The organism is Polynucleobacter sp. MWH-UH2A (assembly GCF_018687195.1).
GTDB lineage: Bacteria > Pseudomonadota > Gammaproteobacteria > Burkholderiales > Burkholderiaceae > Polynucleobacter.
Genome location: NZ_CP061321.1, coordinates 519,185 through 543,157, shown reverse-complemented (window position 1 = coordinate 543,157; position 23,973 = coordinate 519,185). Strand labels below are relative to the sequence as shown.

The 23,973-nt window shown below is 43.5% G+C and carries 33 protein-coding genes; 11 read left to right on the top strand and 22 right to left on the bottom strand.

From position 1 onward, the window contains the following. Positions 1 to 31: 31 nt before the first annotated feature. From IC571_RS02955 to IC571_RS02930, 6 genes are all read right to left on the bottom strand, one after another. Positions 32 to 439, bottom strand: a complete 408-nt coding sequence (locus tag IC571_RS02955; RefSeq protein WP_215317343.1) for a chemotaxis protein CheW — start codon at positions 437 to 439, stop codon at positions 32 to 34. Continuing rightward, positions 436 to 1,464, bottom strand: coding sequence for a PDZ domain-containing protein (locus IC571_RS02950; RefSeq protein ID WP_215317342.1), 1,029 nt, complete (start codon positions 1,462 to 1,464; stop codon positions 436 to 438). The genes IC571_RS02955 and IC571_RS02950 overlap by 4 nt, the downstream gene beginning before the upstream one ends. 7 nt (positions 1,465 to 1,471) lie before the next feature. Beyond that, a complete protein-coding gene (locus IC571_RS02945) occupies positions 1,472 to 2,281 on the bottom strand; it encodes a hypothetical protein (RefSeq protein WP_215317341.1) in 810 nt (269 codons plus the stop codon). A 43-nt stretch (positions 2,282 to 2,324) separates the two neighbouring features. Continuing rightward, complete coding sequence (locus IC571_RS02940; protein ID WP_215317340.1) at positions 2,325 to 3,083, bottom strand: hypothetical protein; 759 nt, start codon at positions 3,081 to 3,083, stop codon at positions 2,325 to 2,327. Between the two features lie 9 nt (positions 3,084 to 3,092). Next, positions 3,093 to 3,515, bottom strand: coding sequence for a surface-adhesin E family protein (locus IC571_RS02935; RefSeq protein WP_215317339.1), 423 nt, complete (start codon positions 3,513 to 3,515; stop codon positions 3,093 to 3,095). A 148-nt stretch (positions 3,516 to 3,663) separates the two neighbouring features. Next, complete coding sequence (locus IC571_RS02930; protein WP_215317338.1) at positions 3,664 to 3,855, bottom strand: hypothetical protein; 192 nt, start codon at positions 3,853 to 3,855, stop codon at positions 3,664 to 3,666. Positions 3,856 to 4,153: 298 nt separating this feature from the next. On the opposite strand from IC571_RS02930, the gene rpoN reads away from it, so the two are divergent. Further along, positions 4,154 to 5,539: an RNA polymerase factor sigma-54 gene (gene rpoN, locus IC571_RS02925; protein WP_215317337.1), complete on the top strand. Its 1,386-nt coding sequence runs from the start codon at positions 4,154 to 4,156 to the stop codon at positions 5,537 to 5,539. 5 nt (positions 5,540 to 5,544) lie between these two features. On the opposite strand, the gene IC571_RS02920 is transcribed toward rpoN, so the two are convergent. From IC571_RS02920 to IC571_RS02910, 3 genes are read right to left on the bottom strand one after another with little or no spacing between them, the layout of a single operon-like run. After that, positions 5,545 to 6,219, bottom strand: coding sequence for a GGDEF domain-containing protein (locus tag IC571_RS02920; RefSeq protein ID WP_215317336.1), 675 nt, complete (start codon positions 6,217 to 6,219; stop codon positions 5,545 to 5,547). 21 nt (positions 6,220 to 6,240) lie between these two features. Next, complete coding sequence (locus tag IC571_RS02915) at positions 6,241 to 6,732, bottom strand: hypothetical protein (RefSeq protein WP_215317335.1); 492 nt, start codon at positions 6,730 to 6,732, stop codon at positions 6,241 to 6,243. Then, on the bottom strand, positions 6,732 to 7,271 hold the full coding sequence (locus IC571_RS02910) for a hypothetical protein (protein WP_215317334.1): 540 nt from the start codon (positions 7,269 to 7,271) through the stop codon (positions 6,732 to 6,734). The genes IC571_RS02915 and IC571_RS02910 overlap by 1 nt, the downstream gene beginning before the upstream one ends. 269 nt (positions 7,272 to 7,540) lie before the next feature. Here IC571_RS02910 and IC571_RS02905 point away from each other — a divergent pair, with 269 nt between their 5' ends. Continuing rightward, entirely contained in the window at positions 7,541 to 7,813 is a 273-nt protein-coding gene (locus IC571_RS02905) for a hypothetical protein (protein ID WP_215317333.1), read from the top strand. Positions 7,814 to 7,849: 36 nt separating this feature from the next. Here IC571_RS02905 and IC571_RS02900 read toward each other — a convergent pair whose 3' ends face one another. The 3 genes from IC571_RS02900 to IC571_RS02890 are packed head-to-tail and all read right to left on the bottom strand — an operon-like array spanning position 7,850 to position 9,824. Further along, on the bottom strand, positions 7,850 to 8,284 hold the full coding sequence (locus tag IC571_RS02900) for a hypothetical protein (protein ID WP_215317332.1): 435 nt from the start codon (positions 8,282 to 8,284) through the stop codon (positions 7,850 to 7,852). Positions 8,285 to 8,301: 17 nt separating this feature from the next. Continuing rightward, positions 8,302 to 8,775 (bottom strand): polymer-forming cytoskeletal protein, encoded by a 474-nt coding sequence (locus IC571_RS02895; protein WP_215317331.1) that lies wholly within the window; start codon positions 8,773 to 8,775, stop codon positions 8,302 to 8,304. Positions 8,776 to 8,810: 35 nt separating this feature from the next. Further along, complete coding sequence (locus IC571_RS02890; RefSeq protein WP_215317330.1) at positions 8,811 to 9,824, bottom strand: helix-turn-helix domain-containing protein; 1,014 nt, start codon at positions 9,822 to 9,824, stop codon at positions 8,811 to 8,813. A gap of 242 nt (positions 9,825 to 10,066) precedes the next feature. Between IC571_RS02890 and IC571_RS02885 the strand changes: the two genes are divergently transcribed. Continuing rightward, positions 10,067 to 10,399 (top strand): hypothetical protein, encoded by a 333-nt coding sequence (locus tag IC571_RS02885; protein WP_215317329.1) that lies wholly within the window; start codon positions 10,067 to 10,069, stop codon positions 10,397 to 10,399. Between the two features lie 97 nt (positions 10,400 to 10,496). Then, positions 10,497 to 10,892 (top strand): polymer-forming cytoskeletal protein, encoded by a 396-nt coding sequence (locus IC571_RS02880; protein ID WP_215317328.1) that lies wholly within the window; start codon positions 10,497 to 10,499, stop codon positions 10,890 to 10,892. 69 nt (positions 10,893 to 10,961) lie between these two features. On the opposite strand, the gene IC571_RS02875 is transcribed toward IC571_RS02880, so the two are convergent. The 10 genes from IC571_RS02875 to IC571_RS02830 all read right to left on the bottom strand — a co-directional run bounded on the left by IC571_RS02875 (position 10,962) and on the right by IC571_RS02830 (position 18,587). Beyond that, positions 10,962 to 11,849, bottom strand: coding sequence for a hypothetical protein (locus IC571_RS02875; RefSeq protein WP_215317327.1), 888 nt, complete (start codon positions 11,847 to 11,849; stop codon positions 10,962 to 10,964). 46 nt (positions 11,850 to 11,895) lie between these two features. After that, positions 11,896 to 12,300 (bottom strand): polymer-forming cytoskeletal protein, encoded by a 405-nt coding sequence (locus IC571_RS02870; RefSeq protein WP_215317326.1) that lies wholly within the window; start codon positions 12,298 to 12,300, stop codon positions 11,896 to 11,898. 440 nt (positions 12,301 to 12,740) lie between these two features. After that, the gene (gene mgtA / locus IC571_RS02865; protein WP_215317325.1) at positions 12,741 to 15,326 is read right to left on the bottom strand and encodes a magnesium-translocating P-type ATPase; all 2,586 of its coding nucleotides are present in this window, start codon (positions 15,324 to 15,326) and stop codon (positions 12,741 to 12,743) included. A gap of 66 nt (positions 15,327 to 15,392) precedes the next feature. Next, positions 15,393 to 15,587, bottom strand: a complete 195-nt coding sequence (locus tag IC571_RS02860) for a hypothetical protein (RefSeq protein ID WP_215317324.1) — start codon at positions 15,585 to 15,587, stop codon at positions 15,393 to 15,395. A gap of 335 nt (positions 15,588 to 15,922) precedes the next feature. Then, positions 15,923 to 16,426, bottom strand: coding sequence for a hypothetical protein (locus IC571_RS02855; RefSeq protein ID WP_215317323.1), 504 nt, complete (start codon positions 16,424 to 16,426; stop codon positions 15,923 to 15,925). Positions 16,427 to 16,441: 15 nt separating this feature from the next. Then, entirely contained in the window at positions 16,442 to 16,933 is a 492-nt protein-coding gene (gene pal / locus IC571_RS02850) for a peptidoglycan-associated lipoprotein Pal (RefSeq protein ID WP_215317322.1), read from the bottom strand. A gap of 87 nt (positions 16,934 to 17,020) precedes the next feature. Further along, positions 17,021 to 17,374: a hypothetical protein gene (locus tag IC571_RS02845; protein ID WP_215317321.1), complete on the bottom strand. Its 354-nt coding sequence runs from the start codon at positions 17,372 to 17,374 to the stop codon at positions 17,021 to 17,023. A gap of 78 nt (positions 17,375 to 17,452) precedes the next feature. Further along, entirely contained in the window at positions 17,453 to 18,001 is a 549-nt protein-coding gene (locus IC571_RS02840; RefSeq protein ID WP_215317320.1) for a DUF6803 family protein, read from the bottom strand. Next, a complete protein-coding gene (locus tag IC571_RS02835) occupies positions 17,998 to 18,348 on the bottom strand; it encodes a carboxymuconolactone decarboxylase family protein (protein ID WP_215317319.1) in 351 nt (116 codons plus the stop codon). Before IC571_RS02835 ends, IC571_RS02840 begins: the two co-directional genes overlap by 4 nt. A gap of 20 nt (positions 18,349 to 18,368) precedes the next feature. Beyond that, entirely contained in the window at positions 18,369 to 18,587 is a 219-nt protein-coding gene (locus tag IC571_RS02830) for a DUF2892 domain-containing protein (RefSeq protein WP_215317318.1), read from the bottom strand. Between the two features lie 194 nt (positions 18,588 to 18,781). On the opposite strand from IC571_RS02830, the gene IC571_RS02825 reads away from it, so the two are divergent. The 7 genes from IC571_RS02825 (at position 18,782) to IC571_RS02795 (ending at position 23,954) form a co-directional block, all read left to right on the top strand. Next, positions 18,782 to 19,261, top strand: coding sequence for a Crp/Fnr family transcriptional regulator (locus tag IC571_RS02825; protein ID WP_251373488.1), 480 nt, complete (start codon positions 18,782 to 18,784; stop codon positions 19,259 to 19,261). Between the two features lie 117 nt (positions 19,262 to 19,378). Then, positions 19,379 to 20,302 (top strand): DUF6662 family protein, encoded by a 924-nt coding sequence (locus IC571_RS02820; RefSeq protein WP_215317316.1) that lies wholly within the window; start codon positions 19,379 to 19,381, stop codon positions 20,300 to 20,302. 31 nt (positions 20,303 to 20,333) lie between these two features. After that, on the top strand, positions 20,334 to 20,513 hold the full coding sequence (locus IC571_RS02815; RefSeq protein WP_215317315.1) for a hypothetical protein: 180 nt from the start codon (positions 20,334 to 20,336) through the stop codon (positions 20,511 to 20,513). Positions 20,514 to 20,533: 20 nt separating this feature from the next. Further along, positions 20,534 to 21,076: an FMN-binding protein gene (locus IC571_RS02810; protein ID WP_215317314.1), complete on the top strand. Its 543-nt coding sequence runs from the start codon at positions 20,534 to 20,536 to the stop codon at positions 21,074 to 21,076. Then, positions 21,073 to 21,876: an FAD:protein FMN transferase gene (locus IC571_RS02805; RefSeq protein ID WP_215317313.1), complete on the top strand. Its 804-nt coding sequence runs from the start codon at positions 21,073 to 21,075 to the stop codon at positions 21,874 to 21,876. The genes IC571_RS02810 and IC571_RS02805 overlap by 4 nt, the downstream gene beginning before the upstream one ends. Continuing rightward, entirely contained in the window at positions 21,873 to 22,313 is a 441-nt protein-coding gene (locus IC571_RS02800; RefSeq protein WP_215317312.1) for a hypothetical protein, read from the top strand. The genes IC571_RS02805 and IC571_RS02800 overlap by 4 nt, the downstream gene beginning before the upstream one ends. A 33-nt stretch (positions 22,314 to 22,346) precedes the next feature. After that, the gene (locus tag IC571_RS02795) at positions 22,347 to 23,954 is read left to right on the top strand and encodes an MFS transporter (RefSeq protein WP_251373486.1); all 1,608 of its coding nucleotides are present in this window, start codon (positions 22,347 to 22,349) and stop codon (positions 23,952 to 23,954) included. The last annotated feature ends 19 nt before the right edge of the window (positions 23,955 to 23,973 follow it).

The following is a 23,973-nucleotide window of genomic DNA, read 5'->3' as shown; positions in this document are numbered from 1 at the left end:
ACTATAAGGTTTCGTGACATGCCCAGCAACTTCATAAAACCTCTACCAAATGAAAATCCGATCCGTTGTAATGCAAGAATGCCGCTTCAGGAAAGGTCGAACAATGAAACGGCCCCACTATGTTGTTCACCCGAAAACCCAAGCCTTTATCAGCGCCATCTTTTAGCACTACTATCCATGGCGCTTGATCTCTTTTCGGCGCCTGTTGCCAAGCTGCTCCACCGCCAGTACCAAGTGCCGTCTTTAACAATTGAAAGTGGTTGCGCAGATAAACCGGCTCACCCTCGTGCACGACAACGCCACTGATTTTTAAGTCTTTAATCGACTGCTCTGCCTCTGGGCAAAGAAATACTGAATAGACATGAGATGCGGGCAAGGCATAGCGCTCGCCATGAATACGCAAACCAAGCCAGTATTCTTGATTCTCAAGCGAGTTCATGATTTTTTACCTGCAATGCGACGTTGGTACCAATACAGCGCCCCGGCAATCACGAAAATAACCAGACTACAAACAAAGCCGACTACCGCATCACCCATTCCAGTTAAATAGAATGCATTTTTATTCTCAATCTTTCTTCGCTGAGAAAAGTAAGTGTCAATAGCTTCTAAAACTTTTTTATGCTGCCAATTAAGCACATCTTTAGCCTGAATTTTGGCAGAGGAAGAACCGGCTGGATCAATAACGCCTTTTGAAATTAAATTCAAACGTTTGGCGCTCTGCATCAAATTATTAGCGGCCTCAACCCGCCAATCAACCGAGATCGCAGGAAGCATTTCGCGCCGATATTGGTCTGCCATTCGCTTGCCATCTTGTTCGGTTAGATAAACCGCTTCTGGCGGAATCGAAAATGTAATACCACTATTACCGCCCGTAATGGGGGTACGAGTAAGACTTTTCATGGCAACTGAAAGCGTATTTTGCTTACCTCTAAGCAATTTCAAGCTGATTTCTGGAGACAATCTTTCATTTAGCGCCTGGTAATAGCCCATGACTGACTCTATTTTGATAGAGCTCACATAGAGAATCAGATCTCCTGACTTGACACCCGCCAAATCAGCAGGGGAGCCCGGTTCGACGGATTGAACATTGGGCAAAGTCACAGTCAAAATCGGTCCAGAGCGCTTGTTCTCAAACTCAGAAAAATACTGAAATGCGCGATTAATAGCATCATCCAATCCAACTGGAACAACTGCATCATCCGCCAATTTTGGAATATCACTCGGCTTTAATCGACGGGTATTGAGGGTACTATTGTTTAGCCGAAAATCAATGGCTTGGTAGCTAACGTACTCTTCCAAATTTGGCATTACCACCCTCAGATTTTTTAAATCTGAAGAGGAGCTAGATAACTCACCCGCAGCAGCCAAAAGGGTGGCTAGTGAAACAAATAGCAAAAAACTCGAGAAGGCTAAAAACCAGAAGTAGATGCCTTTTTGCGTACGAGGGAACTGAATTTTGAGCACGGTATCCTTACTTTTTCTTAAGGCCGTTATCGGCTTTGTTGCCGATGAACTTATTGGCGCCTTGATTCAATATGAACCGCTCTTTCAATAACTCCACCTCACGGTGCTCAGCCATGAGCTGGACTTCAGTTTTACGCTTATCCATAAGCAATCGACAGCTAGCAATGTCATCAATCCATTCGCCCGATTTCATTTCAATGATCGCCGTCTCTAAAATATCGCGGCCATTTGTTTCGCTTGCTTTAATTCTCACTACAAATAGACGGACATCATCAACATCGCGCAAGGTGAGCTCTACAAAGTATGTTCTCGCAAAGCGATGATTAACTGCTGTGAGCTTGTACGGGTAGTTATGCAATGTGAAATAAATCTGAGTCCCATCATCAAGAGGCATTGGCTCCACTTTCAGATCGGTAATGCCTGCTTGAGCATGCCACTCTAGATCTGTCTGTTGCGCTTCTATGCTCTTTTTTGGAAATGCGCGTGTCTCAAAATAAATTTGATACAAGGTTTCTGGGAGATGTCTTTCATTTGCCAAATTCTTCAAGACTTCAGCAGTCGAGGTAATCCGCAAACGCTCCGCCATGAGATCCAACTTCATGTTGGCTATCTTTTGGTTAATCACCTCTTCAAGCTGATGCGTTTTCTGAAGACTTGCAACAACTACTGGCTCTATCGGCTTGGCCTGCTTCTCTTTAACTTCATCTACCACTTTGCCGTAAAAATCGCGAATGAAAAAATAGATCAGCGCAATGAACATGAGCAAGCTCACGATCATGATCAATTTTCCAGTAGTAAAAGACGCGAAAAAATTCATATTAATTCAAGCTTATCCGCCAGCCAATTTCTGCACAAATAATTTACTCATGCCAGCTAGCCCCAAGATACCAACGATTCAAGCGGCCTTGTACGCGAGCATTTTCAATCGCGCTACGCGTACTCTCAAACTCTTTGAGAACTTGTTTTTTCGGCTCATAGAGCTCACAACCAGCACGGATGCGATCGATATCAGCCCCTGGACGGACATTTTTGATGACTAAATCAATGGTGGTTGAGCGGGACCTTAAACGCTCAAAATAACCAGAGTGCCAAAAACGACCGACCTCCACCTCTGTAGCACCCAAGCGAATATCAAGCAAAATACCATGATCGGATATATCGATCACCTTGGTCAGCAATTCTTGACCAGCGCCTAAACACAACACAAAATTTAAATCCTCATCCGCTGGGCCTAAGGTTCTGAACTCTTTACGACGTTGAATCAAAATTAAATCCGCCGGCAATGGGCACACTAGGTTGCCCTCTTCATTCAATCTCAGGTTTGTGGCCAAAAACTGCATCTTGCCACTTTCACCGCACATCACCACAATGCGTTGCCCACCAATCAAACTTGTGAAGCCGCCCTCGGGTTTTATTTCGGGCTTCATAATCAATAAGCCCTTTGCAACATCCAGCAGGCTCACAGGAATTGGGGTGCCCGCACCATCAATTGGATACAACCCAGCTAGTGGTTTTTTGCCCAATTCACGCTCGATTGTTTTTTGAATCAATCGGGGATCAACATGAAACTTAGGCTCAATACTTTTAAGCCCTTCGGGAGGAAAAATGTTAAATCTCATATTAATAATTTAAGAACCGCAAACTTGTGAATAAATAATAGCCAAGGGAGTTCCTTCCGGAACAGGATCGTCGTTCAATTCAAATCCAGTTTCAGTCTGCAAATTGGGTTTTCCCATTGCATTAGGCTCAGAATAATTTACGGTGGCTAGAGTCGAATAGGTATTGCGAACACAATTAAACAAAATGTTCCGTCGGATCGATTGAACTCGCTCGGGTGTAGAGCCGGAGTCTTGCTTGCGATTCGTGATTGTCCAAACCTTTTTCCAATCCGGGGGTAAAGATTTAATCGAGCTTTTGTAATATGCGACGTTATATTGGTGACCGTCGATAACAGTTACCATATCCTCATTTGCTTGAGCCAATACGAAACCACTAGCAAAAATGGCAAAAAGCGCAATAAAAGTGGTATTTCGAAAAATGAAGCGACCCATGCAACTAACCCACATTAAATGGGTCATTATACGGATATCTCGCGTTTATAGCCCTTTAAACGCCATTTAAAACTCTACACGCTCGTAGGTGAGGTAGCGTGAAAAACACAATTTGCAGGCCTTTTAGGCCATGCAAATTTAATGGGGATTAGGGGGTTTGACCATCCTTAATATGCAAATCAACTTCAGGAATGGCTACATTCTCTCCATTAACCACATGCTTCACCCAATACCGCGCGGCAGCGATATTAGTTGTGTAAAAAGCAATCTTGTTGCTTTTTTCGATGGTGTAGAAGCGCTCGCCTCGAATTCGATGCTCAGTAATGACAGGATATTCCATAATGTGAAATTCCTCTTTTTCAATGACAGGGTAACTGTAAACGGACAAATATTGGCAAATGATTACCCATTTTATACATTCTTTCTATGATTTCTGCACGAATAATCATCTATATTATTGATTTATATAGATTTTATTTATATGATAGCGTTCAGTCCTTCTCATAAAACAAGAAAATCTTAGGATGTCTAAATTTAGAGATGCAAGTTTGATAAAGGCATTTCCGCTTGGGCTAGGCAATTACACTCACTCTGTGAACTTTTGCAATTCCCATACTCCCATCAACGTTCAGTAGACCATGGCTATCTCACTAAATACCCGAGTCAGCCAGACGGTCAGTCTTACCCCGCAACTGCAGCAATCTATCAAGCTTTTGCAACTATCAAACTCTGAGCTAGAACAAGAATTGGCCAAGGCGGCCGAAGAAAACCCCTTGCTCGAGTTTGAGCCCAACCCTGAAATCGAATCCAACCTCTCTCAATCCAATGAGCGAGTTGAGGTAAACCCCCAATCCTGGAGCAACAATCAGGCCTCCCAGGATGATGATGAAGACTGGGGTGAGCGCTATGAGCGTATCGCCCACAAACAAACTCTACTGGAATACCTTGAGGAGCAGATTCATCTACTCAAGATTAATCCAGAAGATCGATCCTTGATCGCCTACATAGCTGGCTGCCTCGATGAGCGCGGCTACCTACCCGAGGATCTTCAAGCCATTCATGCGGATATCGCTACCCAGTTAACCGAAAATACATCGTTTAACCACACAGAGAAAGCGCTCGCTAAACTCCAAACACTAGACCCACCAGGCATTGGAGCGCGCGACCTTGCCGAATGTCTTTCCCTTCAAATAGATCGCACTCTAGAGAGCATTAAAGACAATCGCGCCGCTTGGGAACTAGCAAAAGAAATTGTTACATCCCATTTACCCAAAGTGGGGTCAAAAGACTGGCAGAAAATAAAACAGGCTAGTGGCAAATCAGAGGGAGAAGTGCTGAAAGCTGTCGAGCTTATTCGAACACTCCAACACAACCCAGGCTCTCAATTTGAACGTGAAAATGACCAATGGATTTTGCCGGATGTCGTTGTCAGGCTCAAACACAATCGTTGGGTGGTGGAATCGAATCCCAATGCGAAACCTCGACTTACTTTGAATAATGAGTACGCAAGGATTTTGAAAGAAAATGGTCAAAAGAAAATTGACGGCGCCCTCAAACAAAAAATGTTGGAGGCAAGTTGGCTTGTAAAAAATATCGCCCAGCGAGAAGAAACAATCCAGCGGGTGGCGCAAGCGATAGTAGAAAGGCAGCAGCAATTTTTTTCGATGGGCGCCATTGGTATGAAGCCCCTAGTTCTACGCGAAATCGCCGAGGAATTAGAAATGCATGAGTCGACTATTTCGAGGGTGACAACCCAAAAATACCTAGCATGTCCTTTAGGAATTTTTGAGTTCAAGTACTTTTTCAGTAGTCAAGTAAGTTCAGAAAAAGGTACAGGTATTTCATCGACTGCAATACAAGCATTAATTAAAAAAATTGTTGAGGAAGAATCTGCCGCAAAACCTATCTCAGATACTCAAATCGCTCAGCTATTAAGCGATCAGGGCTATATTATTGCGCGACGAACTATCGCAAAATATCGAGATATTCTGCGTATTCCACCAGTTCATTTGCGCAAGCAATAAACTAACTAAAGCGCAATTTCTATTCGGTTTTTGCCCGCTCTTTTAGCCTCGTACATCGCCTTATCCGCTTTTTCAATCAATGTGAGCGCATCAAATTCCTTACCCAAAAGACCAGCCGAAGTCATTGCCACACCAATGCTAGCCCCCAGAAATAATGTGAGCGGCTCATCAGAACTTAATTTCAATGGGTGGGAAATTGCACCAAGCAGACGATCAGCCAAGTGCGCAACAGATTCTTGGCGATCAATATTTTGCAAAACTAGTACGAATTCGTCTCCGCCCCAGCGACCCAGCAAATCACCCGAGCGAATTGAATTGTGTATACGTTCACCAATTAAACGCAAAGCTTGATCGCCAACAGCATGTCCATGCTGATCATTAATCTCCTTAAATCCATCGAGATCAATAAAACATACTGCCAGGATTGAGTTACGACTTGTTGAATCAATCAATGCTTGGCTCAATCGCTCTATTAGACTTGATCTAACAAGAAGACCCGTTAATTCATCGCTTAAATTTAAAGGTTGCGACGGATAACCCTGCAATAACTCCCGTAAAACATGTCGCTGCAGAGGAGTTAATGGTCCACTAGCATCGATCGCCGAAAAACCATCGCCCTGCATCGAATCTTGAACAAGCTTTTGGAGCTGTTCAAAGAGGGTCTGAAACTGATCTAACACCGTTTGCCAATCAGGCTGCCATCATTCATTACAGATGATTGCTTTAACGCTAGACTCTATAGTCTCAGGTGTAATTTGAATGACATCGGATTTGGATTTTTTGAAAAAGACTTCATTTAAGGATTTAGTCTTTGAGTCAAAATACATATATGAAGTTCTGTAGAAGAAAAAATGATTTTCTTTGCAATCCAAGGCGCCGCTCAGACTAAAAAGATTAAAGGGCTTTCCATCGGGAGATAGCTGGTCTGCATTAAAGTGGGCTGAAACCGTATACCAAACATAAGGCCCCTCAGTCTTCCCCCAACCAGACAAAAGATATAGCGTAGATTGCGCATTCTTCCTTAACACGATGTCTTTATCGTTGCTAAATTTATGAGTCCCTTTGTGAGTGCCTGCCTTTGCTGGAGCTGGGTCATGATGATCCGATGAAGCATACGCTCCATGCGAAACAAAACATGCCAACATCAGACCTAAGCAATATTTACTTAGAAATACAGGCTTTGCGTGCAGCATTACTTAGCCCCTTCTATAGTCTGGCTTCCATGCCATTTTTGAAACGCCACAGGCGCAGGGGAGCCATCCTCAATGCCGTAGTACTCAACCTTACCATCCTGGTTAATGGCAGCGTAATACCTACTACTCTCTGGATCAACCACAAACGCAGCCTCTCCATCCGCACACCCTTGTTTTTTGCAACCAGCACCCAGAATTTGTTTGCCCACATAAACGATTTGCCCACTATCCTCCATAAGCTCTTGGTAAAGCTTGTAATTAGAGCCTAGCAAGTAAGCGAAAATAGATTCTCCATTGCCTCTTTGGACATAATCCAATGAAGGGCTACCGACCATCAAGGGAATGTATGAGACCTGATCTCTGGCGAGATCCTCGTACTGATTCTTCAATCGGTTTTGATGGGCAACATTCTCCGCCCTCTTGCTCTCAACCGTTTGATACTCCCACGCCTTGAATCCAGCGTAGAGCAAAATCAGCAAAATGATAAACAGGGCAACACCCTTTAGAACGAATTTAGCAAAAGCTTTAACTTTAGCCACTATCATCGGCTTTTGATATCCATGCTGTAGTTAGATTTATCGAGCATACATGCCCTTGCATATAGGCATTACTTTGTTTAACACCACTATAAAGCAAATTAATTGGATCTCACCTAATTTCACGCCAAAAGTAGAATGCTCGGTATTTTTTCTAAAACGAATAAAAAACTAGGGTAGAAGTCTGAAATTTGCCATAATTCCCGAAGCTTACCAAATTTATGAATGGCACCAATGACAATATATAGCCTCACCCCCAACTTGGAGTGCAAATGGGCAATCTAGACGACGCAATTGCAGAGCTAAAAACGATTAACTCTCGCTTAGCTGAAATTAGCGACTCTATCCAAGCTAGAGAGCGAAAATCTGAAGAGAGCCTTAACACCATCAGAAAAGATCTTTGGAATATTAAGAATATTGTCGCCGATGAAAATATTCAGAACAAGATTATTCAAAAGGGTGTTGAAAGAGCATTAGGCAAGGCAGCAATATACGTATTGGTATCCGCCATGATGTTCTATATCATTGGCAAATTTTTACTTTAGCCCCCAGGATTACTTGTTTACATCATTAGGCTAAACCTATTGAACAGATTCTATTTTTTCTACCACAATAGAATATTCAACCTTGCCCAAGAGTTTGCCTATCCAATTTTTCTCAATCACCTCGTTCTGCACCAGATAAGTAACAAGATAATTTCCCTGGCTAGTAATCAGGCTTGCCCTACAAGACCGCTGAGTGTTGTTGTGCGAAACTTCATTAATACCCTCAAAAGCCAGAGTTCTTGAATTTTGAATAAGCGCTTCATTACTTCTAATATTTTGATTAAGCAGTATTTGAACTGCCTCATCTTGGCATTTGGGAAGATCTCGATATTGATAAACATAAACCAATGCGCAAGAGATCACGAATATTAGAAACCCCAGCAAAAGAAACCAAGGAACTTTCTTCGTAAAAGAATCTTCCTCTTGCGATTCTTTGAGATGGTGAATTTGGCTTTCGGGGATCTGGGTCATCTCAACACTTCCGAATATTATGCGCCTTCAGCTTTTGCCATCAATACAACGTTGCTCACCAAACCATCGGTTTCGGTTGCTATTGATGAGGCATTCAAGGTATCCGGCAGCAAGCACTTGAGATTGCCATTTACCTTAGCATCGGGATGAACATTAATTTGTGAATAGGTGATGTCGCCACACACGACTGCGCCCGGATAAACCTCAACTCTGCCTTTCGCAAGTACAGAACCATTAATACGACCAATGATGATTGCATGGGCGCTGTGAATATCGCCCTCTAAAAATCCTGTTTTACCTATAACCGCAGTAAAACCATTTGCGGCGTCAGGGGCAGTGTCATCTTGGTGAATATCACCAACAAGATGCCCAGATAACAACATATTGCCACGATGCGTAAAGTTTCCAATAACAGAAGACCCCGTACCAACGGTGGTTTGATAAGTTAACTGCGTATCGGCCATTGGGCCTTTTTTTGAGAATTCAAACATCTCGCCACCTCCGAAATATCGTTAGAAAAATCACATTACTGCGTTGCAACTTCAACTAATTTCATTTGCTTCATGCCGGAATTGGGGGGCCTTACCCTCCAGCCTTGAAAATACATTTCTACATTATCCAAATCTTGTGCCGAAATAATAAAAGGTGATACCCCTCTAAAAGAATGGGCTGTGTTCGGCTCTAGATCAACCAATGATTGCCTTCCTTGACCATCAGCAACACAAATAGATTGCTTCACCAAGGTTTTAATATTCACAGAATCCCCCAATTTGGATGGATTGGGGGACTTATAGATTGAAACTTCATCGCGCGCTGGTGGGCATTGACTTTGCGCAGGAGCCACAGCAATGACTGACTCTGGTTTCGCTTGGGTTTTTTCGGTGACCGCTTCTTCAAAGGCTATTTGACGTGGCTCTTGTAATGCAATCTCACTTGGAGGGTCTTGTGGCTCTATTTTTTTAGCGCCAAAGTTTTCTACAAGCGCTAAAGCTGAGTTGGATATCTGAAATTTACTTTCAACACCATAGAGTCCGCCTATAACTATGGCCAAACTTAGCGCAAGTCCAAACTTTTTGAAAGGTGTCGAAGGCGCTGCGACGTAAGGCATTGATGTGCCTGAGTGCGTGCTTTCATAAATCAAATCATCTAACTGCTCACCCTCATCCACCACTGGCTTGGGTGGGCTAACATCAGCCGACTTTACATCCTCTTTATCGTTAATATTTTCTTGAGATAAATCAACCTCTTCTGCATCGGTTAAACTGTCAGCCTCTGCAGAAATCGTTAGAGGCTCTATTAGCTCAACAGGCTGGTCAAGATAATCCGAAAGTGATAAACCTAAAAATGCTCCAACCCGTTTTGCTGATGATAATTTGAGTTGAAAATTATAGAAAGAGGTCATACCGCCCTCCTCTAATTCCAAAATCATTTTGCTAGATAGACAACATTGGGTCGCCAACTCGCCACGTTCCAAACCTCTCTTTTCCCTGGCGGCCTTTAATGCAGAACCAATAATTTCAGGTAAACGGGTTTGCTTCATAAACAAAGTAAATAGTTAAAAAATAGGGCGGCAAGAATTAATAAGGATGAATTTGTCTCGTTTGCAGATTATTTTGCTAATTTTGGCAATATTAGCATCAAATATCGACCGATAATCTGAAAATGCGGGGCGAATCTTTACTTTTACGGCAATGATGTCCAAAATTGCGCCTACAGTAATCCAAGCTATAAACAAGGAAAAATCAGATGCAGCTGATCTGGATCTCAGGATCAACCTCAACGATGAAACAAATCAAAATCACGGGTAGAACCATGATTAAGCTAGCTATTTTGTCGTTTAGCGTCTTTATTCTTATCGGGATTGGGATTCATTTTCTTGGGTTCAGGGTAGCCATTCGCTTCAGCCCCGAGATGACCAAGGAAATGGGTGGCGTCATTACCCGAAAAGAATTGGATGAAATTGAGGCCGCTTATCGAGAGAAACTACAAATACTGCAGCGTCAATTGCCGGCAATAGAGGCCAAAATCAATACCTTGAGCAAACTAAAAGATCAATTTTCCGAGCTAGCGACCCCAACACCGATTAAATCAAAACCACCGAGTACAGAGAATTAATGCACAAATATAGTGCATTAATTCTCTCAGAAATAAAAATAGATTCGCAACTTAATGCGATATGATCTGATCAAAACCAACTAACTAGGAAATTTACATGGACAACAATCCAAAAGGCTCACTATTTGTAGGTGAAGGTGTCGTTGTTAAAGGCACATTCGAAGTTCCAGAAATGGCAGTAGTTGCGGGTCTGGTTGAGGGAGAGCTGAATACCAAAGAAGTATTAGTCGATGCTACCGGCATTGTGAACGGAAGAATTAACGCAGAAGTTGTCGAGATTCGTGGCGAGGTTACCCAAGGCTTACATGTTACTAACCACCTCAATATTAAATCTAGCGCAAAAATTACTGGACTGACTCAATACGCAGAAATGAGTGTTGAGAAAGGTGCAAAATTGAGCGGCGAATTACGAGTTATAGAGCCCAGCCACTCCTCCTCATACACCTCAACTCCATCGTACGGATCGAATACCGATTTCTCAAACAACGAATGATGTGAGCATTTGACAAACATCACCTGGAAGAAAATGCACTAACGCAAAGTCTTTGATGGTCGCGCTTGTTTAACGCCCATCAAAGACCTTTTCTCCTGTTGCATTCAGCATTGCAAGCATCTGAAAGTAAGCAGGGGGGCTTAAATTAAATTCAGAATTATCAAATGCAGTCACCTGGGTTTTATCGATTGCTTTAAAAATCTCTGAATCAAAATGAATGCCCCTAATTGACTCATCTAGTTCAAAAGTATCTTGATTCAATTTTTCTACCGCGCTAAATACATCCGCCTTACCATTCTGAATTTTAACAATCCAAACATCTGAGAAGCCCGTAGAGTCTCGGAATAGAGTCCACCTCCCCCAAGTAACATCCTCACTCTGAATATAAGAATCTTGCTCTAAGACCTTCAGCACGCTACCGCTATATTTGTAGCTAGAGCTGAGCGTTTCGTTAAGGCCATCTAGATAGAAATGAATTTTTATTTGATCGTCAAAACGTATCGGCTTTTTATGTTGAATTTGCATCTCATATCTGTAAAGATTCCTCATGCACGCCTCAACCCTTGTAGCTAAGTTGACATGAGCTTCAGCCTGCTTGATATCGACAGCTTGAGTCTGAAGCTTCAACATAGCTTCTTCAGATTGCGAATAAATGACTCCGAAAATTGAAAGCGACTCAGGGCTGCTGCCAAATTTTTTGTTCCAATATTTCTCGATTTCCAAGCATGCTTCAGAGAGCTGGGATCTTAATGTTTCATCCTTGGGATATTTACTTGCATTAACCAATAGGCTATCAACTAATCGAACCTCGCCGTTAGAGCCATTTGTTTTTGCATGCCAAAAACTTTGGAAATCCTCATATTGATGACGCAAGCGATAGAACCGATAAACCGCCTCATCAAATGATGCTTGCTCCATATATTGAGGGGCAGATGATCCTAAATTAAATAAAGCCATATATTTTTGTTTGCAAGTTAAAAAGGATTAACTCAGTACGAGTGTCTTAGCGACTTTTGATCTTAGCCCAATTTGCTTGAAACACTGCGGATGAATCAACCAAGCCTTCCGGCTCTTCACCATTCCTAGAAATCATTAATCCGTTCAACTTGGCGCCATGCTCAATTCCTAATTGACCATAGGTGATATCACCCCGAACCTCTGCGCCCTCATGAAGCTCCACCCTTTCAACGGCATAAATATTGCCTTCGACGCGACCTGCAACCAGCACCCTAAAGGCATATATATCACCTTGCACTACACCTGTGCGACCTAAAGCAATGCTGACGTTTTTGCCCTGACGCGCCTCAATATTGCCGATGACACTACCATCAATACGTAGGCTCTCATTGGCAACCAATCTTCCGTGCACTTCAGTAGCTGGCCCAACAATAGTCTCAAAAGACTCCATGGTGGGTTGCAAAAATTTAATTGTTTGAGATTTTTTGAAAAGCATACTTTGATAACCTTCAGTCTCTTTTGAGATGATTCTTCAATCCTTGCGCGTGGCCTAGACGTAGCCAAGGGTCTTCATTCTAGCCTTATTTTCCTCCGACAAAAAGCGTGACAAGTAGAAAATTAGTGCCAACTAACTTTTTGGGTAATTTTGGCCAATACCAGCGCTAAATCAGCCATATTTTTGGAAGTTCGACTTTAAGATCTGAATAAAGCTGTTTGACTGGCAGCCCACAATGCTGGATTAAAACCCTAATTTATCAACTCAAGCTGGCTATCGCGTATAGGGCAATTCCACATAAATCCACTTGAAAATTTGCGGACGGCCTTTCCTCAATTCAATTTAAGCCACATAAAGCTAGATGCTAAGAAGAAAAAGGTATCGAGAACAATCTCTTATAAAGCCCCTGATTTTCTGATAATCCAAGTCTTCACAAGCTGAGTAAGTAGCAAGTAAGAAGGAATTAATGCCAAAAGTCCCATCCAATATACCTCCGGCAGCGGCACCATCTGCAGATAACGCCCAATAGCAAGATAGGGAAGGGAAACACCAAGGGCGCAGACTGATAGTGTCGTGAGCATCAATGGCAGACTAGGCTTGCTCTCCACAAAAGGAATCTTGCCAGTACGAATCACATAAACAATCAGCGTTTGTGACAAAAGTGACTCTATAAACCAGCCCGTTTGAAATATGGAGGACAGCTCTATGGTGTTCGCTTTCACATAAAACCACAATAAGCCAAATGTGAGGTAGTCAAAGATAGAGCTAATTGGACCAATGCAAAAGATAAAACGGGCCAACCCCCGAATATTCCACTCACGTGGTTGAGAGAGGTATTCAGGATCAACGGCATCCGTCGGGACTGACGTTTGCGAAAAATCGTAGAGCAAGTTGTTTAAAAGAATTTGTACTGGCGCCATAGGCAAAAAAGGCAATAAAGCGCTCGCGCCCAACATGCTGAACATATTGCCAAAATTAGAACTGGCAGACATCTTCAAATACTTCATCAGATTGCCAAATACACGTCGCCCTTCCAGCACCCCTTGGTGCAGAACGAGTAGGCTTTTTTCTAACAAAATAATGTCAGCCGATTCTTTTGCAATATCTACAGCTGAATCTACTGAGATACTAACGTCAGCTGTTTTCAAGGCGGGGCCATCATTAATGCCATCGCCCATATAACCAACCACTCGACCCTCACCTCGCAAAAGACGAATAATTCTGGCCTTTTGCTGCGGAGTCATCTTGGAAAAGATTTGCACATCCATTGCTTTGACTGCGAGCTGTTCATCATTTAGGGCATCTATATCCGAACCCGACATCATTTGATGAATTGGCAGCCCAACCTCATGGCAGACCTTGCGGGTAATAATCTCGTTATCCCCTGTCAAAATTTTGATCTGTACGCCACCTGCCTGCAAGGCTTCAATAGCGGCTTTAGCAGACTCCTTAGGGGGATCTAGAAATGCGACATAGCCCAATAAAACCAAATCACACTCATCGGCTACATCATAAGATTTTTGTGAGGCTGCCTCTTCTCGCGTTGCAATGGCAATCACTCGAAAGCCATCTTGATTAAGATCGGAAACGACTATTTTCAGCTTAGCGAAATGGTCTGGAGTTAAGGAAATTAACTGACCCTGGCTTTGCGTAAAGCGGCAGCAAGAGAATGTCTCCTCAACTGCTCCCTTGCAGATCAAAATGTCACGTTCATTATTCTTGCGAACCACTACCGACAGTCGACGTCGCTGAAAATCAAATGGAATCTCGTCAATTTTTTGATAAGTATTGTCATCATGCAATTTTTCATGGACATCGACGTGCTTTAGGATAGCAACGTCCATTAAATTTTTGAGACCAGTTTGATAGTGGCTATTTAAATAGGCGTAGTCGAGTACCTGAACACTATCTTGACCATCTACATCAATGTGCTTCTCTAAAATAATCTCGTTTTGCGTCAATGTTCCCGTTTTATCCGTGCAGAGAATATTCATTGCACCCAAGTTTTGCACTGCATTTAAACGTTTGATGATGACTTTTTTCTTTGATAAAGCAATCGCGCCCTTTGCTAAATTTACTGTCACCAACATGGGCAACATCTCGGGAGCGAGCCCGACACCAACCGCAATCGCAAAGAGACCTGCCTCAAGCCAATCGCCTTTAACCAATCCATTGATCAAGAAGACTGCTGGGGTCATAAACAACATAATGCGAATCATGAGCCAAGTAAATTGATTGATGCCTTTATCAAATGTGGATTGTTTGACTTGTTGTGTTGTCTCTTGTGCTAATTGCCCGAAAAAACTTCCTTCGCCGGTTCGGATTACGATCGCGCTGCCCATCCCAGATACTACGTAACTTCCCATATAAGCCAAATTACTCCAGTCATATGGAGAGCTGACATGCTCATTTAGACAGGTGGACGATTTTTCGGTTGGCAAGGACTCGCCTGTAAGAGAGGCTTGATTGATAAATAGATCTTTACTATTGATCACCCTCACATCTGCAGGAATCATATCGCCAACCGATAAGCGAATCACATCACCCGGAACTAAATGCTTTAGATCCACCTCTTGCTCAATATCGGCACGCACCACTAATGCCTTGGCACTCACCAGTGCAATTAATCGCTTAGCGGCATTATTGGATTTGTACTCCTGAGTAAAGGTCAACACCGTAGACAGAAAAACCATGATGGCAATCATGTATGCGCCACTGTGCTCACCCGTCCAATAAGAAAGCAATGAGAGCGTGATCAAGAGTAGCGAGAGTGGTGAGAAAAAGCTACGTAGAAAGCGCATTACTACCCACTCCCCTTTTTCAATATGGAGTTTGTTCTCACCATATTTCTGAAAATTGCGCTGCCATTGCTCTTGGCTGAGGCCATGCTCTGAAGATTGAAAACGCTCATACAGCGATTGCAAATCCGTCAGGGCGAATTGCTCAATATCTGCTGATGAATGAAGGATGCGGTCTCTCATCCTTTTATTCTATGCTTACCGCATTACAAGTCCACCGCTTTATTTAAGACTTATTCTGCAGAGCGTTCATTCATCCCAAGGAAAGCGCTCGCGGGATAATTGCTCCATGATCTCCCGCTTGCTGAGGGCTCTCTTGGGTTTATTGACTTCACTAGACCCCTGCTCTTGCACAGCAGATGCCTCGTCAGATGCTTCCCCTGTCTGATCTTCTGTCTTCTCTTCGCTTTGCGTGGGCATGTTTTGAGATTGGGCATTAGTCATAAATGAATCATACCCCTACCAATACTTAAATGGTCGCTCTGCATTCATATCGCTACCCAAAGCCCTCATACTCTTATTGCAATGCGGGCACGTCAAGCCATCCCATTCGATTAAATGGGCGCTTGACGAGCAATGTTTACACACAGGCAATTTGCTGATTTCGGTATTAATGCTTCCAGGATGGGCAACAGTGTAGTCATCAATGGTGGAGCAGTTTTTGCAAACCATGACCACCTTTGAAGAGTACGGCCCTACTTCCCTTCCTATACTACTCACACACTCAAACTTACAAGAGCGGCAAGCGAACTTATACCTCGGCATTACTCGCTTCCCCCTTATTTATTCTTTGCCTGAATCGCCATACGCTTGAGATGCGCATCTTGTATCAAGAGCTGTCGTTCTTGATTAGCAACCCCAATGGTGATTTTTTTGGCAATCAGATCCACATACAAACCATCAATCCGCTTGAAGAAATCTTGATAGACGGCTGTCATCTCTGGACTAACACCTTCAAGCGCGATCGGGCGGCAAGTATTTGCTTCGGCTAAATAGCCTGTTAATGCCTTAGCCTGCTCATCCGTCAACTTATCGGGTGAGCTAAATAGGCTTTTTGCATGAGGATTGTTTCTAGTGACGGCAATAATCTGACTATCCACCAATAAAGCATCTGCACTTTGATTGCTACGGACAATGCAGGCATTAAGTCGCTTAGAAACCGATTCAGAATGAATGGGTGTTGGCGCTTTGGCGACTTGAACTGGATTATTCGATGATGGGTTACTTGCGCAAGCACCAAGCAACATCACTCCTACACAACTAAGTATGTATAACTTTTTCATTTGTAGGCTCCGTTCTTATTGATAGACGAAATCGGCATGCCGATTTTCTTTAAACGCCGCTTCTGTTTGCGCTGGATTCGCAGGCTTTTCTTTACCAAAGCTCACTGCCTCAAGCTGAGACTCACTAACACCCTGCTTGATGAGAGCATTTTTTACAGCCTCTGAGCGACGCTGACCCAATGCCAAGTTGTACTCTGCAGTACCTCTATCGTCTGTATTACCCTGAATAATGACCGAGGCTTTTTGCTTCTGGAAAGCCTTGAGATATCCCGCATGCGCAGAGATCACTGAGGCATATTGAGGATCAATGGTGTAGCTATCAAACTCAAAATAGATCGATCGCTTTCCATAAACACTGGACTTTGGATCACTAATTGGATCGTAACCGGAAGAACCGCCCGCATTAACAGTGGCAACTGAGTTCGTATCATCTAGTTTGACACTACTACAGGCAGATACAAATAAAACTAGTAATGCCGATGGCAATACTTTTACAAATTTAAACATGGATATACTTCCCAAACATGGCCACAAGCTAGCGGCCAGACAACATCAAAGTGAACATCGTACTGAAGTTCACCAACCTAATTGAATTTAGGTAGATGCTTTGGGCGGTTTAAATACCGCCTCGGGGAAATTTTGGGTGAGTAAAACCTTGTCCGCCACAAAATACTCAATAGATCTGATCTGTGGTGGGTAGATGGGGATTTCAGCAGTAGAGATGTTAGCTGTGACATGACTCATTAAGTACATGGTGTGTACTTTGCCATTGTCGTCCCCAGTCTCTGCCGTATCTGGGTTTAACTGCATGGCGACGATACTTCCGTAATCACCCGCTAACTCTGCACGCTCAATAGCTGCCTGCACAAAAATACTGGAAGCCGCTACCTTAAATGCGATCAGACAAAGGCATAGCAATAGAGGGAATGTTTTACGACGCAACAACATGAGGCGAATTCTAAACCCAATCTCTAATGTTTTACTATTTTTGTCGTTTTTTCTTACTCAATGCCTGCGGCATATTCATTAGTGTATATGCGCTGAGTTACCCATTGGCATTTCCTTCGCAGGCACTTCTTGACTATTACCCATCATCTGATGAGGGTTTTGATATCCCAGCAAACCAGGATCGAGCATTCCAGCAATCATCGCGATATGACCAAATACTAAGAATAGGGCCACGCAAATAGCATGAATCTTGAGCTTACTCATTTGATCTAAGGCCTTATTCACTAGACCAAGCTCTTGCAAGGCAATCCACACTAAAGGCAAACCAGCGACTACATAACTACCGACCGCAAGCACGTCAATCACCGTTCTCCATTCGCCTGCCTTGGTGATTGGAATGATCGCATTGCTAATCACGTAATAAATAATGCCAATGAAATACAAACCTACCGCTATGCCTGCAAAGCGATTGAGATAGTAAATTGCACCATCGAACTTTCGGGTAAACAATAAGTACAGTTCAGTAATCGCTAAAGTCTCAGCCAGCACAACGGGTATTGCCATGAAAATAATTAAGTTCCATGGCTGATTAACGGCCAGCAACTCCATGTAATGCGTCATATTCATTGAGAGGCTCCTTGTGCTTGCTCAAAAGCGCTTATCGCATCAGCCGCATACATGAGTGATGGGCCACCACCCATATAAGTAGCCATACTTAATGTCTCAACCACTTCCTGCTTGCTGGCTCCCAGCTTTGCAAGCGCTTGAGTATGAAAACCCAAGCAACCATCACATCTTGCAGCTACGCCCAATGCCAATGCAATCAACTCTTTGGTCTTTTTATCTAAGACACCATCTTTAGTAGCAGCGGTGGCAAGATCATTAAATCCCTTCATCACATCTGGTGCTTCGGCTCTTAGCTTAGCTAAGGAGCCAGAAATGTCACGCGTAATTTGTTTATAGTCTTTTGGCATATAGGCGCTCCGCACAATGATTATTTACAGCAACCGCCACCACCGCAGCCAGTACCGGTGCCGCAGGAATTAATCCCAAAGATTGGATATAAAGGACAGAATCTAAATAAACCGGTTACTAGTGGGACAACGCCAATCCAACCCCATATGCCGATGACATTGCTCGCAGCTAAAGCAATCAATACCAAGCCAACTGCAATACGTAAAACACGATCGATACCGCCAACATTGCATTTCATATAAACCCCCTATTGATATTCATGTTCATATTATTGGCCAAAAATGCCAAAAAGCGTATGATCCAAATCATATGGACTTTTATATACCCGAACTCCTGAAGAATCTTCTCCCCAAGGGGCTGCTGAGTGAATGCCACAGCCGCCCCTTCAATCGAGGCGACCACCTCTTTCATCAAGGGAAAAAGCCTGAGTACATGTATTTCATTGTTTCAGGTGAAGTTATTTTGACTCGAGCAAATCAGCACGGTGAACCCATCACCCTACAAAGATGTAAAGGTGGGTTTGTCAGTGAAGCAAGCCTATTGACGGATGTCTATCACTGTGATGCCATTGCGACACATTCCGGATTGGCCATTACCCTACCCATCCAGTCATTAAGAGATGCCCTGATGAATAGCGATTTTTCATTGAAATGGGTTCAATTGTTGAGTAAAGAGATCATGCGCCTGAGAACTCAATCAGAGCGCTTAGGATTAAAAGACATTAAAAGCAAACTCATTCACCTGATTGAAACGGATGGCAAATCAGGCGCCCTTCACCTTCAGTCGGATTTGAAATCCATGGCATCAGAGATTGGTGTGACACATGAAGCGCTATATCGCGCTATTGCCACTCTAGAGAAAGAAGGCCTCTTGGTTCGGCACCCTGATTCTCTACAGCTTCTACGCAAATAATCCTTTTACAAATAAAGGGGGGCTAAATCTCTTCCTAACTCCTATAAGTAAATAGGAATAATTCTCATTTATGGTATATTATTGATAACGATTCTCATTATTAATAAGTGCCAGCCCATGAAAACCCCAAAACTAGGCCCTAAAAGCCTATTTTTCTTTGCCCTACTCCTTGCAGCCCTATTCCATTTCTCAATGGCTCAAGCGGGTGAAGGCAATTTCGGCTGGATCTATACGCTTGATCTTCAGCCTAAGGGAAAAGCAGAATTTGAGCAACGTCTACAGTTAAATCAGGGACAAGCAACCGGCACGTATCAGTCTTGGTATTCCAGAACCGAAATTGAATACGGCGTCACTAATGACTTTCAACTTGCCGGCTACTTGAATGCCTATAAAGTTACCGCCAAAAATAATTACCTCAACCCAGATGTCTGTGGCACAACCCCCTGCACTGCTGGTGCAGGAGTTCCACAATGGGTTACTTCTTCTGGCGCATCTAGCTACAGCCAAACCGGTCTTGATGGAGGATCGCTTGAAGCCATCTACCGCATTACCGACCCAATCACTTCTCCGGTTGGCGTTGGCGTGTACTTTGAACCTACCGTAGGCCGCAATGCAAATGCGCTTGAGTACCGACTGCTCTTGCAGTCAAACTTTATTGATGATCGTTTAATCCTGGCAGCAAATATCGTTGCAGAACAAGAACAGCTCAAATCCAATGGTTTCCTATTACAAGAATCTCAAGTAGATCTCCTTGTAGGCGCAAGTTATCGCTTTATTCCCAAGCTCTCAGCAGGCCTAGAAGCACGTTTTCATAACGACTTTTATGGCTATATGTGGCAAAGCCCAACGCAAAATGCCATCTTTGTAGGCCCCAATGTCCACTACGCAGAAAAGGATTGGTGGGTAACTGCAGCTTGGCGCTATCAACTACCAGGCGGCACTTGTCACAACACTGGCGCAGGTGACTGTTGGGGCAATCGCGTCTGGGATGGTCACACCAAAAATGAATTCATTGTCAAAGTGGGATTCCCGCTGAATTAAGGTTCATTCAATTTATTTCAGGAGAAGTGTTATGGAAATTCAGAATCTATTGATTGGAGCAATGACTTATATGTTGAAGTTTCAAATGACTCAATGCCCCACGGCAAGAGAAAGGGCATTAATGACATTTGAAGCTTTATCGAATGCAAATTTAAGTAACAAAGAAATACAAATGCTTTGTTATGAAGCAAATGAATTTTTGACCCACTAATAGATATAGAGATCAATTGAATGAAATGGAATCCTAGTCCGCTAGTAGCGATTACTGGCATAGCCTTAGCGGGCGCACCCATCTATGCGCATGCAAAAATTTATGTCTCTGTCGAACAGGCGCAGAAGCTCATCTTTCCCAATAAGCAATTAACTAAATACCCAGTTGTACTTACGGAGGATATTCAAGACAAGATGCAATCTGCCTCTAGTGTCAGGCAGCCATTTAAAGGCGATAGAACTTGGAAAGCCGCTGATGGTAGCTACTTTATTGTGGATGAAGTGGTTGGCAAACATGAAATGATTACCTATGCCATCGGCATTGCGCCAAACGGGACAGTTCAAGGCATTGAAATCATGGAATACGTTGAGTCCTATGGCTACGAAGTTGCCGAAGAAAGCTGGCGCAAGCAATTTATTGGCAAAACTGCGGAAGATCCTTTGAAGCTAAAGAATGATATTCAGAATATTTCTGGGGCCACGCTCTCTTGCAAGCATCTCACGGATGGAGTTAAGAGGCTCATGGTGATGTACGACTTAGCACTCAAACCCAAAGCCAAATGATCCGCTGTAAGCCTCTCCTGGGAACCTATGTCGAGATTTCTGCTGACAGCGACTGTGCTATCGACCAAGCCTTTGATGCTATTCAATTAGTTCAAGACTTAATGGGCTTTCATAAGCCCAATAGTGAACTGTCTCAAATCAATGCACGTGCTCACATAGAAACTATTCAGATACATGAATGGACCTTCCAAGTTCTTAGCATCGCTAAAGAAATATGCGTTAGCGCAAATGGAGCGTTTGATTGCGCAGTCGGTGGAAAATTAGTTGAGACTGGCTTACTACCAAATCACTCCGATAGATTGCATCAACCTTGCGGTAGCATCATGGATCTCATGCTTTCAGAGCCCAATATGGTTTCTTCAAAAGCCCCGATCACCCTAGATCTGGGCGGTATTGCAAAAGGATTTGCTGTCGATAAAGCAATTCAAGCGCTACAACAATGCGGCGTCACATCTGGCTATGTAAATGCTGGCGGTGATTTACGTGTTTTTGGAAATATTGCCCAGGAAATTCAGGTGCGTAACCCTGCTAATCCGCTTGAGCTCATTACATTGGGATCTCTCGAGAATGGCGCCATCGCTAGTAGCGGACTCTATTACTGTGATCGATTTAAACCAAATCAAGGGCATATTGTGAATCCCAAAACGATGGAGCAAATTGAGTTTACAGAGTCTTACTCAGTAATTGCGCCTGAGTGTATTTATGCAGACGCTCTCACTAAGGTCTTAGCTATCAGCAAAGATGACTCACTTCCCTGTTTTAAGAAATATTCAGCGAAAGCTATCGAGATTACCCTGTGAAGAAACATGGATTAGGCAAGATGCCAAACTGGCAACGGTGGTTCACGATCGCCGTTCTGTGTATATGCTCTCTATCGGGCATCGCTTTTTTACTAGGACATGAGTTTCATATCTCTAGGACATTGCTAGGTAATAGAACTGTACTCATCATGCATGGTGTTTCTGCAGCAATTGCTTTAATTGCCTTTGGTACGGTGTTACCTTTTCATATCAAAGCTGGACTGAAGGCCGAGAAAAATCTCATTAGCGGAATATCACAGCTAGTCTTCTTGGCAATTTTGCTTGTCACAGCAATGCTCCTGTACTACGGGCCCGAAGAGCTTCATGAAGGCAGCGAAATGATTCACTGGGTTCTGGGATTAATCTTCTTTGCAATCTTTGCCTTCCATGCAATTTCGAGATCGATTCGAACATCAACTCCAGCCTCAACTTCTTAGGCAACAAATAACACTCTGAGTAATAATGAAGGAATGAGCATGCATTCCCTTCCGCCATCCAAATTACCGGTCTGGTTGGCGCCCCTCAGAATCCCCGTTTTCCGCGCCCTTTGGACCACATGGCTAGTTGCCAATGTATGCATGTACACCAACGATGTGGCTGCGGCATGGATGATGACCTCGCTCACGAACTCGGCCACATTAATTGCCTTAGTTCAGACTGCCGCTAACTTACCCGTGCTCTTATTTGGTCTACCCAGCGGTGCGCTGGCAGACATTCTGAACCGCAAGCATTTTTTAGTCTTTACCCAAGCGTGGCTTGCTATCAACGCCACTCTTTTGTTTTTGTCATCCGTATTTAATCTCCTAGATCCTATCTTTTTACTGCTACTGACATTTATTAATGGAGTTGGTCTAGCAATGCGCTGGCCAGTTTATGCAGCAATTGTTCCGGATCTGGTTCCTCGTGACACGCTTCACCTGGCATTAGGTCTAAATTCCATTGCCATGAATGCCTCGCGCATTTTGGGGCCATTAATTGCTGGTCTCATTATTGCCGGCATCGGCACAGAATATGTTTTTGCCCTCAATATGGTTTTATCTTTGGCCATGAGCGCGATTGTCTTGCGCTGGAAAAATGAGAGTTACATCTCAACCTTACCTGGAGAGCGATTCTTTGGTGCCATGCGCGTTGGCGCACAATATATTCGCCAATCAAAACCAATGCGTTCGATTTTGATTCGTTCATTTTTGTTTTATATGCAATCTTCCAGCTTATTGGCGCTTTTACCGGTGATTGCAAAGTCGCATTTCAATGGCGATGCCAATACCTTTACCTTGTTGCTCTCCTGCCTTGGTTTTGGAGCAATCGTGATTGGCTCACAATTGCATTACTTAAGAGAAAAATTCACGCCGCAACAAATGGCGAGCTATGGAATTATTTTTCTGTCGATCAGTTCTGCAGGCGTAGTATTAGCGCCCAACCTTTGGTATGCAGCGCCCATCATGATTTTGAGTGGCATGTCATGGTTTAGTGTTGGCAATACGCTCAGCACCTCATCACAACTCTCTTTGCCAAACTGGATTCGGGCACGGGGCATGTCTTTCTACCAAATGAGTCTAATGGGAGGCAGTGCGTTAGGGGCATTCGTATGGGGAAAGATCACTAACTCCACCGATGTGACTACAGGCGTGATTGCCAGTGCTGTTTTTGGAATCATTGCCTTGCTATTAATACGCCAGCATCGCATTCATGGTCATGAGGCCGAAGACCTCAGTCCGGTATGCCCTATTGAACGCCCTCACCCTTCAAGAGATATTGATCTCGACGAAGGTCCCGTCATGATCTCAGTCGAATATCACATTCATCCAGAGCAGGCTGAACTCTTTAGAAAACTCATGGCAAAGACCCGGCGTTCACGATTAAAGCAAGGGGCCCTTTCATGGAGCTTATTTGAAGATGCTGAGCACGCTGGAAAATTTCTGGAATATTTTGTCTTTGAAACTTGGGCGGATTACTTAAGACGATTTGATCGATTTACGGCAGATGACCTAGCCATGCAGGAAGAGCGCCATCGCTTTCATATTGATACCAGTCCACCTAAGTTGACCAGGCGTATTGCCACGCAATTAAAGCAATAAAAAAACCTCCACCGTTTCG

Coding starts and splice junctions, on each gene's coding strand:
- pal (WP_215317322.1), bottom strand. CDS start 16,933: ATGTTTAAATTTGTAAAAGTATTGCCATCGGCATTACTAGTTTTATTT.
- IC571_RS02860 (WP_215317324.1), bottom strand. CDS start 15,587: ATGACTAATGCCCAATCTCAAAACATGCCCACGCAAAGCGAAGAGAAG.
- IC571_RS02885 (WP_215317329.1), top strand. CDS start 10,067: ATGAAACAAATCAAAATCACGGGTAGAACCATGATTAAGCTAGCTATT.
- IC571_RS02935 (WP_215317339.1), bottom strand. CDS start 3,515: ATGGGTCGCTTCATTTTTCGAAATACCACTTTTATTGCGCTTTTTGCC.
- IC571_RS02845 (WP_215317321.1), bottom strand. CDS start 17,374: ATGTTGTTGCGTCGTAAAACATTCCCTCTATTGCTATGCCTTTGTCTG.
- IC571_RS02930 (WP_215317338.1), bottom strand. CDS start 3,855: ATGGAATATCCTGTCATTACTGAGCATCGAATTCGAGGCGAGCGCTTC.
- IC571_RS02835 (WP_215317319.1), bottom strand. CDS start 18,348: ATGCCAAAAGACTATAAACAAATTACGCGTGACATTTCTGGCTCCTTA.
- IC571_RS02820 (WP_215317316.1), top strand. CDS start 19,379: ATGAAAACCCCAAAACTAGGCCCTAAAAGCCTATTTTTCTTTGCCCTA.
- IC571_RS02915 (WP_215317335.1), bottom strand. CDS start 6,732: ATGCTGCACGCAAAGCCTGTATTTCTAAGTAAATATTGCTTAGGTCTG.
- mgtA (WP_215317325.1), bottom strand. CDS start 15,326: ATGAGAGACCGCATCCTTCATTCATCAGCAGATATTGAGCAATTCGCC.
- IC571_RS02875 (WP_215317327.1), bottom strand. CDS start 11,849: ATGGCTTTATTTAATTTAGGATCATCTGCCCCTCAATATATGGAGCAA.
- IC571_RS02895 (WP_215317331.1), bottom strand. CDS start 8,775: ATGTTTGAATTCTCAAAAAAAGGCCCAATGGCCGATACGCAGTTAACT.
- IC571_RS02805 (WP_215317313.1), top strand. CDS start 21,073: ATGATCCGCTGTAAGCCTCTCCTGGGAACCTATGTCGAGATTTCTGCT.
- IC571_RS02795 (WP_251373486.1), top strand. CDS start 22,347: ATGAGCATGCATTCCCTTCCGCCATCCAAATTACCGGTCTGGTTGGCG.
- IC571_RS02945 (WP_215317341.1), bottom strand. CDS start 2,281: ATGAATTTTTTCGCGTCTTTTACTACTGGAAAATTGATCATGATCGTG.
- IC571_RS02890 (WP_215317330.1), bottom strand. CDS start 9,824: ATGAAGCAAACCCGTTTACCTGAAATTATTGGTTCTGCATTAAAGGCC.
- IC571_RS02825 (WP_251373488.1), top strand. CDS start 18,782: ATGTATTTCATTGTTTCAGGTGAAGTTATTTTGACTCGAGCAAATCAG.
- IC571_RS02880 (WP_215317328.1), top strand. CDS start 10,497: ATGGACAACAATCCAAAAGGCTCACTATTTGTAGGTGAAGGTGTCGTT.
- IC571_RS02830 (WP_215317318.1), bottom strand. CDS start 18,587: ATGAAATGCAATGTTGGCGGTATCGATCGTGTTTTACGTATTGCAGTT.
- IC571_RS02840 (WP_215317320.1), bottom strand. CDS start 18,001: ATGAATATGACGCATTACATGGAGTTGCTGGCCGTTAATCAGCCATGG.
- IC571_RS02905 (WP_215317333.1), top strand. CDS start 7,541: ATGGGCAATCTAGACGACGCAATTGCAGAGCTAAAAACGATTAACTCT.
- IC571_RS02855 (WP_215317323.1), bottom strand. CDS start 16,426: ATGAAAAAGTTATACATACTTAGTTGTGTAGGAGTGATGTTGCTTGGT.
- IC571_RS02900 (WP_215317332.1), bottom strand. CDS start 8,284: ATGACCCAGATCCCCGAAAGCCAAATTCACCATCTCAAAGAATCGCAA.
- IC571_RS02940 (WP_215317340.1), bottom strand. CDS start 3,083: ATGAGATTTAACATTTTTCCTCCCGAAGGGCTTAAAAGTATTGAGCCT.
- IC571_RS02815 (WP_215317315.1), top strand. CDS start 20,334: ATGGAAATTCAGAATCTATTGATTGGAGCAATGACTTATATGTTGAAG.
- IC571_RS02870 (WP_215317326.1), bottom strand. CDS start 12,300: ATGGAGTCTTTTGAGACTATTGTTGGGCCAGCTACTGAAGTGCACGGA.
- IC571_RS02955 (WP_215317343.1), bottom strand. CDS start 439: ATGAACTCGCTTGAGAATCAAGAATACTGGCTTGGTTTGCGTATTCAT.
- IC571_RS02810 (WP_215317314.1), top strand. CDS start 20,534: ATGAAATGGAATCCTAGTCCGCTAGTAGCGATTACTGGCATAGCCTTA.
- rpoN (WP_215317337.1), top strand. CDS start 4,154: ATGGCTATCTCACTAAATACCCGAGTCAGCCAGACGGTCAGTCTTACC.